The sequence below is a fragment of the Rhodohalobacter sp. genome (genome assembly GCF_034521535.1).
GTDB lineage: Bacteria > Bacteroidota > Rhodothermia > Balneolales > Balneolaceae > Rhodohalobacter.
In genome coordinates, this window is sequence record NZ_JAXHMF010000010.1 from 85072 (window position 1) to 97737 (window position 12666).

At 42.4% G+C, this 12666-nt stretch carries 12 protein-coding genes; 7 read left to right on the forward strand and 5 right to left on the reverse strand.

The window, feature by feature from the left end; translation table 11 throughout:
- The first annotated feature begins 7 nt into the window (after nucleotides 1-7).
- The 3 genes from fdxA to cdaA are packed head-to-tail and all read left to right on the forward strand — an operon-like array spanning nucleotide 8 to nucleotide 2106.
- On the forward strand, nucleotides 8-346 hold the full coding sequence (gene fdxA / locus U5K35_RS18670) for a ferredoxin FdxA (RefSeq protein ID WP_322573037.1): 339 nt from the start codon (nucleotides 8-10) through the stop codon (nucleotides 344-346).
- Between the two features lie 58 nt (nucleotides 347-404).
- Nucleotides 405-1268 carry a dihydropteroate synthase gene (gene folP / locus U5K35_RS18675; RefSeq protein WP_322573038.1) on the forward strand — a complete coding sequence of 288 codons (864 nt, stop codon included), beginning with the start codon at nucleotides 405-407 and terminating at the stop codon, nucleotides 1266-1268.
- A 25-nt stretch (nucleotides 1269-1293) separates the two neighbouring features.
- Nucleotides 1294-2106, forward strand: a complete 813-nt coding sequence (gene cdaA / locus U5K35_RS18680; protein WP_322573039.1) for a diadenylate cyclase CdaA — start codon at nucleotides 1294-1296, stop codon at nucleotides 2104-2106.
- A 205-nt stretch (nucleotides 2107-2311) separates the two neighbouring features.
- Here cdaA and meaB read toward each other — a convergent pair whose 3' ends face one another.
- From meaB to U5K35_RS18705, 5 genes are all read right to left on the reverse strand, one after another.
- Nucleotides 2312-3379, reverse strand: a complete 1068-nt coding sequence (gene meaB, locus U5K35_RS18685) for a methylmalonyl Co-A mutase-associated GTPase MeaB (RefSeq protein ID WP_322573040.1) — start codon at nucleotides 3377-3379, stop codon at nucleotides 2312-2314.
- 66 nt (nucleotides 3380-3445) lie between these two features.
- Nucleotides 3446-3826 (reverse strand): endonuclease domain-containing protein, encoded by a 381-nt coding sequence (locus U5K35_RS18690; RefSeq protein WP_322573041.1) that lies wholly within the window; start codon nucleotides 3824-3826, stop codon nucleotides 3446-3448.
- A 175-nt stretch (nucleotides 3827-4001) separates the two neighbouring features.
- Nucleotides 4002-4388, reverse strand: coding sequence for a GxxExxY protein (locus U5K35_RS18695; protein WP_322573042.1), 387 nt, complete (start codon nucleotides 4386-4388; stop codon nucleotides 4002-4004).
- Between the two features lie 158 nt (nucleotides 4389-4546).
- Nucleotides 4547-6685 (reverse strand): methylmalonyl-CoA mutase, encoded by a 2139-nt coding sequence (gene scpA, locus U5K35_RS18700; RefSeq protein ID WP_322573043.1) that lies wholly within the window; start codon nucleotides 6683-6685, stop codon nucleotides 4547-4549.
- Entirely contained in the window at nucleotides 6682-8664 is a 1983-nt protein-coding gene (locus U5K35_RS18705) for a methylmalonyl-CoA mutase family protein (protein ID WP_322573044.1), read from the reverse strand. Before U5K35_RS18705 ends, scpA begins: the two co-directional genes overlap by 4 nt.
- Before the next feature lie 153 nt (nucleotides 8665-8817).
- Here U5K35_RS18705 and U5K35_RS18710 point away from each other — a divergent pair, with 153 nt between their 5' ends.
- From U5K35_RS18710 to U5K35_RS18725, 4 genes are all read left to right on the forward strand, one after another.
- Nucleotides 8818-9987 (forward strand): acyl-CoA dehydrogenase, encoded by a 1170-nt coding sequence (locus U5K35_RS18710; protein WP_322573045.1) that lies wholly within the window; start codon nucleotides 8818-8820, stop codon nucleotides 9985-9987.
- Nucleotides 9988-10211: 224 nt separating this feature from the next.
- Nucleotides 10212-11471 (forward strand): PAS domain S-box protein, encoded by a 1260-nt coding sequence (locus U5K35_RS18715; protein WP_322573046.1) that lies wholly within the window; start codon nucleotides 10212-10214, stop codon nucleotides 11469-11471.
- 60 nt (nucleotides 11472-11531) lie between these two features.
- Nucleotides 11532-11966 carry a SufE family protein gene (locus U5K35_RS18720; protein ID WP_322573047.1) on the forward strand — a complete coding sequence of 145 codons (435 nt, stop codon included), beginning with the start codon at nucleotides 11532-11534 and terminating at the stop codon, nucleotides 11964-11966.
- A gap of 90 nt (nucleotides 11967-12056) precedes the next feature.
- Nucleotides 12057-12665: a DsbA family protein gene (locus U5K35_RS18725; RefSeq protein ID WP_322573048.1), complete on the forward strand. Its 609-nt coding sequence runs from the start codon at nucleotides 12057-12059 to the stop codon at nucleotides 12663-12665.
- The last annotated feature ends 1 nt before the right edge of the window (nucleotide 12666 follow it).

The following is a 12666-nucleotide window of genomic DNA, read 5'->3' on the forward strand; positions in this document are numbered from 1 at the left end:
CAGATAAATGGCATACGTAGTAACAGAACCTTGTGTAAACTGTAAATACACGAATTGCGCAGCGGTATGTCCCGTTGATGCTTTCCGTGAAGGCCCCAACTTTCTGACCATTGATCCGCTTGAGTGCATCGATTGCGATGCTTGCGTGTCCGAATGTCCGGTTGAGGCAATCTATCCCGATGATGAAGTACCTGAAGAGTGGGAACACTATATTGAACTGAATGAACGGCTGGCCGAAAAATGGGAAGATCGCATTATTAATGAGACCAATGATGCACTTCCGGACGCAGATGAGTGGGCTGAAAAAGAGAATAAGCTCGAGTTTTTACAGGAAGATTGGGATTAATTAAATCCAAGACACCCGTAACCGCTCTCTAAAACTTTCTTAAAGACCATCTGTTCCATTGAGTAAAACTGCAGAATCCCATCACATTTTAAAAATCAGGAATAAAGAGCTTGATTTAAGCACTCCTAAAGTGATGGGAATTCTGAATGTAACCCCGGACTCATTTTCAGACGGAGGTGAGTACAATCAAAAGGAAGCCGCGCTCCATCGGGTAGAAGAGATGATCCAAGAGGGGGCTGAGATCATCGATATTGGAGGGGAATCAACCCGGCCGGGCTCTGACCCTGTCTCAGTGGATGAAGAGGCTTCGAGAGTGTTGCCTGTGCTGGGAATTGCCATTGAGAGATTTCCGAACACATTTTTTTCGGTCGATACAACAAAATATGATGTTGCCCGGCCGGCACTTGAAATGGGAGCACATATTATCAACGATGTGAGCGGGCTGCAGAAAGAGCCTCGATTTGCGGAGTTGAGTTCAGAGTTTAATGCAGGTTATGTGTTAATGCATTCGCAGGGTGATCCCAAAACCATGCAGAACAGTCCGGAGTACCGGGATGTGATTTCAGATATCATCGATTTTCTGGGCCGACAAATTGAAATTTTGGAAAGTAAAGGCGTAGAGAGTGTAATAGTTGATCCGGGTATTGGGTTTGGGAAAACGCTTCAGCATAATCTGAAAATCATTTCCGGACTTCATAAATTCACTAAATTTGGCTACCCTGTGTTGATGGGGGCTTCCCGTAAATCGATGATCGGAAAAATTTTAGAAGACAGGCCTGCAGACGGCAGACTGGCGGGAACACTTGCTATACACTACCATAGTTTACTGCAAGGTGCTAAAATTTTAAGAGTGCATGATGTGCAGGAAGCCACCGACTCAATTCAAGTATTTAACGCTATAGTATCAGCTGAAGGCAGATAGCAGATAAACCTCAAAATAGATAATCGTGATACCGATAGGATTTTTAGAGTTTGGTCTTAAAGACCTGATGGAGACACTGGTGATTGCACTGGTGCTGTTCTATTTGTATAGATGGATTCGGGGTACATTTGCGATACAGGCTGCCTTGGGACTGCTGTTTGTAATCATTTTGAACGGTGCCGTGAGCCTGCTGGGCTTCACAACGCTTAACTTCATGCTGAAGAGTATTCTGGATGTAGGTGTATTGGCTGTTTTTATCATCTTTCAGCCCGAGATCCGCAAGCTGCTTTACAGCCTTGGACAAAATACTACGTTTGACCGGTTTATCGGACGGTCGGGGGCGGATACCGTTATCGAGGAGGTTATTGATGCCGTGAAGAATATGGCCCAGGTTAAAACCGGAGCCCTGATCGTTTTTGCACGAAGTTCTTCTCTGCAGGATCTTGTTGATGTGGGTGTGAAACTGGACGCACGAGTAAATGCACAGCTTTTGCAAACCATATTTCAGAAAGATACACCTCTTCATGATGGTGCGGTTGTCATTCGAAATAACCGGATTGTGGCCGCAAGCTGCTATCTGCCAATTTCTCAGAATCCCAATATTTCATCTGTATTCGGAACCCGTCACCGGGCAGCTGTGGGTGTAAGTGAAACGAACAACGTGTTTGTGGTGGTGGTTTCGGAAGAGACCGGACGTATTTCGATCGCAAAAAATGGAGCACTAACGAGTGGGTTGTCCATTCAAAAACTGCGTGCCGAGATGGAGACATCTCTGGGTGAAGACAAAGGGGATAGTATGGGATTCAGCTCAGAAAAAGCTGATCTCGAAATGAATTGATATTTTAAGCTATTGTGAGTCGAGATAAGAATTTGTAGAAAGTCTCTCCCCTCCTTCGTAAGAAGGGGCCGGGCCCTTCCGAAGTCTCGTACGAAGAGAAAAGTAAATAATTAAAGCATTCATATTTCAAATACGCCTTTTTGGACGACCTCACTTCTCGGTTTTCCAAATCCAGAGTATTTATATTGAAATCAAGTATTTTAACTTACCGATCAAATAATTCAAGAAGATCTTTTGCGGCTTTAAAAGAGCTGATTTTTCCTGTCTGAACGTCCTTTTCAAACTTTGTCAGCTTCTCTTTAACAACGGGATCAGAATAAAATTTCTGCTTCAACTCCCGGTTAATGGTTTCGTACATCCAGTATGCAGCCTGTTCTTTGCGGCGTTTTTCAAAAAAGCCGTTTTTGGATGTTAATGACAGATATTGCTGAACTTCACTCCAAATTTCTTCTATTCCTATTGTCTGCAGTGCAGAACAGGTCAATACCTTCGGTTTCCAGCCTGAAGGTGAAGGAGGGAATAAGGATAGTGCATTTTCATATTCTCTTTTTGCACGTTTTGAAGCTTTGATATTATCTCCTTCAGCTTTGTTGATGGCAATCAGATCAGCCATCTCCATGATTCCACGCTTGATTCCCTGTAGTTCATCCCCGGCCCCGGCCAGCATCAGAAGAAGGAAAAAGTCGACCATGGAATGAACGGTGGTTTCAGATTGTCCCACACCAACGGTTTCAATAAAGATGATGTCGTAACCGGCCGCTTCACACAGCAGCATGGTTTCCCGTGTTTTTTGAGCAACTCCCCCCAATGTGCCTGAAGTTGGGGATGGACGGATAAAAGCTCGATCGTCTGTGGATAGTTTCTGCATTCGTGTCTTATCGCCCAAAATACTTCCTTTTGAACGGCTGCTGCTGGGATCGATGGTTAACACGGCAAGTTTGTGATTGTTTTGAATAATGTACTGCCCCAGGGCTTCAATGAATGTGCTCTTTCCAACACCCGGCACACCGGTTACCCCAATTCGGATTGAATTGCCGGTTTCAGGCAAGCACTCTTCAAGAATCTGCTGACCAAACTCTCTGTACTCATTTTTGGAACTTTCAATTAAGGTAATGGCCTGGGATAAAATGGTTCGGTCGCCATTTTTTACTCCTTCCACGTACTCTTTTAATGATCTTTTTGAAAGTTTCTTAGCCCGATAATTTGGATTGACGGAGTCGTTCACATCAGAACCTTTATTAATTGAGAGTGATTTGTTATTGGATTTAGGCATTTTAAAAGTTTCTCCCCTCGAGGGGAGTACCGCAGGCCGAAAGCTTTCGGCATGTGGGGAGGGGTGTTAAGAATTTTGATTGTGATTTAATATGATCCAATTGTGAATATCTTCTACTGCATCTGAAAGATTTTTTCTGACTTCTGATTCATTGAATCTAAGAAAGTTAACTCCAAGTTTTTCAATTTCCTGTTGCCTGGTAAAATCAGAAACAGATACTTCCGGGTGATCGTGGTATGAGCCATCAATTTCAATTGCTAAAAAAAGCTCATGGCAAAAGAAATCTACGATGTAATTTTTGATCGGAACTTGTCTGTGAAATTGGAACCCCAACTTTTCTTCTCGGATTTCTTGCCACAATAATATTTCGCCATATGTCATGTTTTTGCTCAGTTTTCTGGCAAGTTTTTTAAGCTTTGGATTATATGGGAGAATCTTATTTGGCACTTGAAATTAATTACTTACAATGAGTGGACACTCCCCTCGAGGGGAGACATCCAGTCAGACATTGTGTCCCTTCGTGCAAAACTTAGCGCCCTTTGTGGTTAAAAGAGAAAAAATTTGAATTATCCCACTAGGGAAGTTTTTTAACTACAAAGTATCACAATGGAATTCACAAAGGTCACGATGTCAGCTGACCGTTAATTATTCTTTTTATCCCGGATTTCAACCTTGAAACATTAAAGTTCAATAAAAAACCGAGTTTGATTTTACTCAATTTCAGATATGTCAAAACTTGTGCTAAATGAACATCGGATATTGAGTCAACGGACTTGATTTCAACAATGAATTTATTTTCGACCAACAAATCTATTCTGTAACCAATTTCGAGTTGTACTTCTTCATAGGTAAGAGGTAAGGGAACCTCTTTTTGAACAGAGAGCCCCGATTTATTTATTTCGTAATAAAGGCACTCTTGATAGGCTGACTCCAATAATCCGGGCCCCAATTGACTGTGAACTTTAAAAGCACAATCTAACACAACTTTAGAAATTTCATTTTCTGTCATATAATTATTCTTTGTGTCCCTTCGTGCAAAACTTAGCGCCCTTTGTGGTTAAAAGAGAAAAAATTTGAATTATCCCACTAGGGGAGTTTTTTAACTACAAAGTATCACAATGGAATTCACAAAGGTCACGATGTTAATTGACTGTTTATAAGTCAGAATTATTCATCCTTTATCAATATCTTCAAAATCTTCTGCGCTGCTTCGGCGATTACGGTGCCGGGCCCGAAGACGGCTGCAACGCCCTGGTCGTATAAAAACTGATAATCCTGGTTGGGTATCACTCCGCCAACAATCACCATGATATCTTCACGTCCCAGGTTTTTCAATTCCTCAATAACCTGAGGAACCAGCGATTTATGACCTGCAGCCAGGCTGGAAACCCCGAGGATGTGTACATCATTCTCCACAGCTTGCCGTGCAGCCTCTTCCGGTGTTTGAAAGAGCGGGCCGATATCCACATCAAAACCCAGATCTGCAAAGCTGGTGGAGATCACCTTGGCGCCGCGGTCGTGGCCATCCTGTCCCATTTTGGCGACCATAATTCGTGGCCTGCGTCCTTCCTGCTCTTCAAATTGGTCCGCCAGTTCACGGGCTTTTTTAAACTCTTCGTTGTTGTCTATTTCTGATGAATACACGCCGGATATGGATTTAATGGTTGCCTGGTAACGCCCGAAAGATTCTTCCATCGCGTCTGAGATTTCACCTAATGTAGCTCGCTTCCGTGCTGCATCAACGGCCAACTCCAGCAGATTACCCTCGCCGGATTCAGCACATTTGGTAATAGCACTGAGCGAGGCATCAACATCTTCCTGATTTCTTTCAGCCTTTAATTTTTGAAGACGCTCTATCTGAGACTGCCTAACTTTTTCGTTATCCACTTCAAGAATATCGATCGGTTCTTCTTTTGCGAGCCGATATTTATTTATACCTACAATGGTCTCTTTTCCGCTGTCTATTCGAGCCTGCTTCCGTGCTGCGGCCTCTTCAATTCTCATTTTGGGCACGCCGGCTTCAATAGCTTTAGCCATACCGCCCAGTTCTTCAACTTCCTCGATTAGCTCGAGTGCTTTTCGCGAAAGCTGATCGGTTAAACTTTCCACGTAGTAGCTTCCCGCCCAGGGGTCGATGGCTTTGGTTATTCCCGTCTCTTCCTGCAGAAAAAGCTGTGTGTTTCTGGCAATACGGGCTGAAAAATCAGTTGGGAGAGCAATTGCCTCATCCAATGCATTTGTGTGCAGTGACTGTGTATGGCCCAATGCAGCCGCCATCGCTTCTATTGCTGTCCGGGCCACGTTGTTATATGGATCTTGTTCCGTAAGGCTGTAACCGGACGTTTGGGAGTGGGTTCTCAGCGAAAGCGACTTCGGATTTTTTGGATTGAACTGCTTCATCAATTTAGCCCACAGCATTCGTCCGGCGCGCATTTTGGCAATCTCCATAAAATGGTTCATTCCAATTCCCCAGAAGAATGAGATGCGGGGTGCAAAATTGTCAACATCCAACCCGTTTTTAATGCCCGCCCTTACATATTCCAGTGCATCCGCAAGCGTGTAGGCGAGTTCCAGGTCAGCGGTTGCTCCGGCTTCGTGCATATGATATCCGCTCACACTGATTGAATTAAAACGCGGCATTCTTTTGGAAGTGTATTCAAAAATATCACCTACAATTCGCATGGACGGTTCAGGCGGATAGATATAGGTATTGCGAACCATAAACTCTTTGAGAATATCGTTCTGAATGGTTCCGCTGAGCTTTTCGGGAGAAACACCCTGCTCTTCTGCTGCCACAATATAAAATGCCATAACCGGAATAACGGCTCCGTTCATCGTCATGGAAACCGACATCTCGTCCAGGGGAATCCGATCAAACAGAATTTTCATATCCAGGATGGAGTCGATTGCAACACCCGCTTTCCCGACATCACCTGAAACTCGGGGATGGTCGGAGTCGTATCCGCGATGTGTAGCCAGATCAAAAGCTACGGAAAGGCCTTTTTGTCCGGCCGCTAAATTTTTTCGATAAAAAGCGTTGGAATCTTCCGCAGTTGAAAAACCCGAATATTGACGAACAGTCCAGGGACGAACCGTATACATCGTGGAATAGGGTCCGCGGAGATAGGGTGGAATTCCGGCTGCAAAATCGAGATGATTCAACTTTGAAATATCACTCTCTGAATACCTGGATTTCACATCAATTTTTTCCGGGGTGGTCCAGTTAGACTGCGGTGATTCACCGGAGGTTGGCTTTTCTGCTGACAAGTCGGATTTAAGATTTATCTTTGAAAAATCGGGTCTCATGATGATGCCTTTTCTGTATTAAAAATTTGATCCTGAATTTCTGAAAGTATTTCAGGGATATTCATACCTGAATAGATAAAGTGATCGATGCCAAATTTTCTGAATTCAGCTTCTTTGTCTTTCGGATTACCGGCCAGCACAAGAATTCCCTTTTTCCTAAATGCATCACAAAACGGCTTGATGAACTCGGGATATTCATCGTCCGCTCCGCACAGTACATAAATATCGGAACTGTCAGAATCCAGTTTTTCAGAAGCAATCTCAACGGAATCGAAACCGATTGGTGAATCTATAGCAAATCCTGCACAGCCTAACATATTGGATGCAAAAGTAGCACGAAGTTTTCTCCATTTCATATTACCAACCGGTACCAGCTGAACACTTGGCTCTGTTTTGGCTGACTCGGCGTATTCCTGAGTCCGGTGCCGAATTGATTCGAATATTTCCGCGGCCCGAAAGGGTTCAAGAGAGGTATAAAGAACTTTTTGAGGTTCTAAATACGATTTAAATAGATCGCCAATAAGCTGACCGTTTTTGAGATTTTCAGAAAGCGAATCAATCAGCTTTGTAGAATCTATGGATGCTGAATGATCTGTAGTTTTTAAAGAATCGGTGTAATCGGTTGTAATTACGGGATCCGGTAGTTTTTCGTCGCTGTTGGGATAATTGTTGGTTCCGACTAAAGTGCGCTTACCTGTGGCATAAGCCTCCAATTTTTTGTTTCTGAAAGTTTCGATTTCAGTTTGAATAATTCTGTTTTTCAGTGCATCAAGAAATCCGCCCTGCTTCTCAATCAGCTGGAAAAACTCCCAGCTTTTTTGGGAAATCTCTTCAGTAAGCTGTTCAATGTAGTAAGAACCAGCTGCCGGGTCATCAACCTTACCAAAATGTGCTTCCTCAGCAATGATGTGTTGAATGTTGCGGGCAATCCGGGATGAGAATGAACTAGAACTTTTGAACTGACTGTCGTAGGGTTGAATCATAAGTGAATCAACGCCGCCAATGACGGCCGACATCGCCTCGGTTGTTGCCCGCAGGGTGTTGTTATGGGGATCGGCAAGCGTCTGATTCTGCGGAGTGGTTTCGGTATGAATGTTTAACGGCAAAGAGTCGTCGATACCGTAAGCGTCGAGCAGGTTAGCCCATAAAATTCGGGCTGCTCTGAATTTTGCAATCTCAGGAAAGTAGAGAGGCCCGGCGCTTAAACGAAATAGTATGGACCTTGCGGTCTGATTGAGGTAATCTTTATTGCTGCTTGCTAAATACTCGCTTGCAATAGCCAGTGAAATTCCCAGCTCCTGGACGATTGAAGCGCCCGAAGTGTGGTAAAAAAGTCCGTCGGCACACAGGGTATTAAAATCATTCTTACTTGCAAGCTGACGGATGAGGCTATTTAATTCTCCGGAGGGCACCGGTTCACGGCCATGTTTTGCAGTATACGTAAAAGGATCAAAAAAGAAAGAAGCATCCTGAATTTCAGTATCCGAGTTTTGAACCATGGCAAAAATTGCCGGGGTATTCATGCCGCTGTTGAAGAGTACTTTGTAGTCTGAAAAGTCAATGTCGGAGACTAAATCATTAAAGTTTTTCTGAGACTGGATCTGGGTTCCAATCATATTTCCACTTAAAGCCCCGTCGCTGTAAGAGATATCGCATTTGATTTGAAAAGCGTCAGCTCCTCCTTTAATGGACTCCTTCAATTCAGCATTGGCTTTAACCGGATCAGACTCTGAAATTAGTTCGCACCGTTTCCAGGCAGATTTGATATTCGTCCGGACTGAATCGAGGTGATATAACTCCAGATCCTCTAAATCGTCTGAGCGATAAAATGGCTGGGGAGTAAGTCCCTCAAGAGTGTCCCATTTTAGTTTCTGTTTATAATCAGCTCCCTTTAGATCTTTTTTGATCTGTTCTTCCCACTGCTGGCGGCTTACGGGTTCAAATTCTGAAAAAAGATTCGTTTCTTTTTGCTTATTCACTGCAATAAATTTTATTCTGTTTTTATAATCTCTTTGTAAAATAAAGAGGTGCACTCTGTTTCGCTAACATAAAAGAAATTGTGTACGGAAAAGCGCTTACAAACCGCTATATTTGTACCGAAAAAATTATTGAATAACTAAATAAGAACGACTATGTCAGATACAGAAAAAAAAATAGCTCCGCTCACACAATTGACGGAAGATGAGCAGATGCTGAGAGATGCTGCAGCTGAATTTGCAGATACGATGATTAAGCCAAAAGTTCACGAAATGGATGAGGCTGCTAAATTAGATGATGATCTGATCAAGCAGTTTTTTGACATGGGTTTTATGGGTATCGAAATCCCGGAGGAGTATCAGGGAGGTGGCGGATCATTTTTTATGAGCATTGTTGCCATTGAACAGATCTCAAGGGTTGATGCATCCGTCGCAGTTTTTATGGATGTGCAAAATACACTGGTAAATAACGCATTTTTAAATTGGGGTTCGGATGAAGTAAAGAAAAAGTTTTTACCTCAATTGGCTACCGAAAAAGTGGGAGCCTACTGCCTGTCTGAAGCCGGTTCAGGAAGTGACGCCTTTGCGCTGAAATGTGCTGCCAAAGAAGACGGTGACGAGTATATCCTAAACGGGACCAAACTCTGGATTACAAACGCGAAAGAAGCCGATATTTTCTTGGTATTCGCAACAGTGGATCCATCTGCAGGGTACAAAGGTATTACAGCTTTTATTGTAGAGCGTGGAATGGAAGGTTTTTCTGTATCTAAAAAAGAAAATAAACTGGGTATCAGAGCGAGTTCAACCTGTGAGCTGCTCCTCGAAGATGTTCGGGTTCCGAAAGAGAATGTACTTGGTGAAGTTGGAAAAGGATACAAGGTTGCGATCGAAACGCTGAACGAAGGCCGGATCGGAATCGGGGCGCAAATGATTGGGATTGCGCAGGGAGCATTCGATGCTGCTATTTCTTACACCAAAGAGCGGAAACAGTTTGGCAAAGCTATTGCTGATTTTCAGGGTGTTCAGTTTCAGCTCAGTGAAATGGCCACTCAATTGGAAATGGCAAGATTGCTTGTTTATAATGCGGCCAGACTGAAAGAAGCCGGTCAGCCCTTCTTGAAAGAAGCGGCAATGGCAAAATATTACAGTTCAGAAGTGGCGGAAAAAGTGAGTTCAATGGCGGTTGATCTCTACGGCGGCTACGGATATGTGAAAGAGTATCCTGTAGAGAAATATTACAGAGATGCTAAAATTGGTAAGATCTACGAAGGTACATCAAACATGCAGCTTGCCACCATTGCCAAAATTATCCTGAAAGAGGGATAACACGGATATGAGAAAAGTTAAAAACTGCGGGAGATTCTTTCGCAGTTTTTTTGCTTATGTGAGCAGTTTTTTACTGCTGGTTTAAGGTGCTGAAAAATTTTCAAAAAAATGGAATGATAACGAATGGTATTATCGTTTTTAAGGGTTGACTTGAAATAAGACTGAACGAAAAGTTTGTTTCTTAGCTTAAAAGAACAGAATCAGTAAGTAAACAGTATAGTTTGATGGATAATTTAGAACAGAAGTTGAAATCGCTCGCTAAAGATGAAAAATCCTTTAAAGAGTTGAAGGAGCTATTTAGTGAAGTAATTGAGGAGAAGAATAAATTTGAAAATCATCTGGATCTGCTCGAGAAAGCTATTCGCAGCGATTATGATTCAATTTTAATTACGGAACTTGGTCTTGAAAAGCCAGGCCCAAAAATTGTCTATGTAAACGATGGTTTTACAAAAATGACAGGCTATACTCGCGAAGAAGTCTTGGGTAAAACTCCCCGTATACTGCAGGGAGAAAAAACAGACCGAGCTGTATTGGATAAGCTGAAGGAACGGCTTAAAGAGGGTAAGGCATTTTTTGGCCACACTGTGAACTACAGAAAAGACGGTTCAGAGTTTATTAATCAGTGGGATATTCATCCGCTGACCAATGATAAAGGTGAAATCACCCATTGGGTATCTTACCAGCATGATATTACTGAGCGAAAACGATCCGAGAAAAAAGTAGTGGACTCCGAAATGGAGTTTGATAAGCTAAGAGAGGAGAGCAAGAAAACCCTGATCGATGTTGATGAGCAGGGAAATATTGTTACCACTAATAAGGCATTCCGTGATCTTACCGGATATGCTGATGAAGAGCTTAAGAAATTTAAATTTTGGGAAATTCTCAAAGATGAATTGATCGAAACCTACAAACATAAGTTTGATTCATTCAAGCCCAGTGATTTTAATGATCGATCCTATGAAATGGTCATCAAGAATAAAAAAGGTGGCCCTGTTGAAGTAAAGGCTACGGCCAGAATATTGACCGTGCATGGACAGAAGATTGTAAGAATGTCTTTTGAGAACAAGTCTCTGCAGAAACGCATCATGGCGATGCTATCAAAGAGAAATGCAAATTTCGAAAAAGTTTTTGAACGAGATAAAGATTTTAACTACAAACTGATCAAAACTGCCGAAAACGGGTACATGTTTGAATATGTATCGGACAGCTTTAGTAAAATAACCGGTATTACTTCAGATGAAGCAGTTACTTTAAGCATGGATGATATTATTCATGAAGATGACCTGAAAACTTTTCATAATCATTTAAGTACTGTGATGGATGGCACACCAAATACGGAACAGTATCGCATCAAGAGCAAAGATGGTGGCTACGTTGAAGTAATTGATTATGCAAAACCGGAGTGGAATGCAGATCGTACTGAAGTTGAAGCTATTAAAGGAGCTACATCGACAGAAATATCATCTGAGTACAATTCTAACTGATCTAAGATCGGGATCACTTAATACGCCTGTTTTTTGTAACTTTGCAGAAAAGAAAAAGCTATGACGATACAGGAAAAACAGGATCGAATTATACGTGAATTTAAGGCATTGGGCGATTGGCCTGAGCGCTACAAGTATATCATCAAGCTCGGCCAAAAACTGGATTCTCTTGATGAGGAGTATAAAACAGACGAAAACCTGGTTCGCGGATGTCAATCCCAGGTTTGGCTGCACACAGATCTTGAAGACGATAAAGTTATTTTTAAAGCAGACAGTGACGCGGCTATAACAAAAGGCTTGGTTGCGCTAATGGTCCGTTTTTACTCTGAAGAAACTCCTGACGATATCCTTACCCATAATCCCGATTTTATAAAACAAATTGGAATGCAGGAGCATCTTTCACCGACACGCTCAAACGGGCTTGCCTCGATGATTAAGCAGATGAAGATTTACGCGATGGCTTATAAAGCTAAACTGCAACAAGCAGAAAAGTAATTTAATAGAGTACTCTCGAAAATCTCTTCTTATATTCTGCGTTAGAAATTCCCAAAACTTTAATAGTTACACTTATCAACTGATATTATTATGAATAAGAAAAATATCCAGATTATCGCCTTGCTTGCATTTGTAGTGATTGCGGGCGGCGTTCTCTACTATGGGCTGAGTAACAACTCCGGTAATGATTCCGCAAATGCTGAACGAGAGGCCCAAAAAGTCCATATCCTAAAGTACAGTGATTATCAGTGCCCGGCTTGTAAAGCGTATATTCCGGCACAAGAACAGATCAAAAGAGAATACGGTGATATGGTCGAATTCGAATATCGTCATTTTCCTCTAAGTGGACACCAATATGCAGCTTTAGCAGCCTATGCCGCAGAAGCAGCCCGGGAACAAGGCAATTTTAAAGAAATGCATGATATGATTTTTGAGTACCAGGAAGTTTGGTCTCAGGGAGATGCACGTGATCATTTTACAGATTTTGCAGAAGAGATTGGGTTGGATATGGATCAGTTTACAGCGGATCTGGAATCTGATGAGATTCATCAGCGAGTAGAAAGACAGCGACAGGAAGGAATACGTCGTCAGGTTAATGCAACGCCAACATTTTTCTTTAACGGCCAGCGGTTGAGACAAAATCCGCAAAACTACGAACAGTTCAAGTCTATGGTTGAACTCTACATGTATCGTTCTTAAT

What these genes read in the sequence shown, in the direction of transcription:
- U5K35_RS18725 (WP_322573048.1), top strand. Translation starts at nt 12,057, where the DNA reads ATGAATAAGAAAAATATCCAGATTATCGCCTTGCTTGCATTTGTAGTG.
- U5K35_RS18710 (WP_322573045.1), top strand. Translation starts at nt 8,818, where the DNA reads ATGTCAGATACAGAAAAAAAAATAGCTCCGCTCACACAATTGACGGAA.
- U5K35_RS18715 (WP_322573046.1), top strand. Translation starts at nt 10,212, where the DNA reads ATGGATAATTTAGAACAGAAGTTGAAATCGCTCGCTAAAGATGAAAAA.
- U5K35_RS18695 (WP_322573042.1), bottom strand. Translation starts at nt 4,388, where the DNA reads ATGACAGAAAATGAAATTTCTAAAGTTGTGTTAGATTGTGCTTTTAAA.
- meaB (WP_322573040.1), bottom strand. Translation starts at nt 3,379, where the DNA reads ATGCCTAAATCCAATAACAAATCACTCTCAATTAATAAAGGTTCTGAT.
- U5K35_RS18720 (WP_322573047.1), top strand. Translation starts at nt 11,532, where the DNA reads ATGACGATACAGGAAAAACAGGATCGAATTATACGTGAATTTAAGGCA.
- scpA (WP_322573043.1), bottom strand. Translation starts at nt 6,685, where the DNA reads ATGAGACCCGATTTTTCAAAGATAAATCTTAAATCCGACTTGTCAGCA.
- fdxA (WP_322573037.1), top strand. Translation starts at nt 8, where the DNA reads ATGGCATACGTAGTAACAGAACCTTGTGTAAACTGTAAATACACGAAT.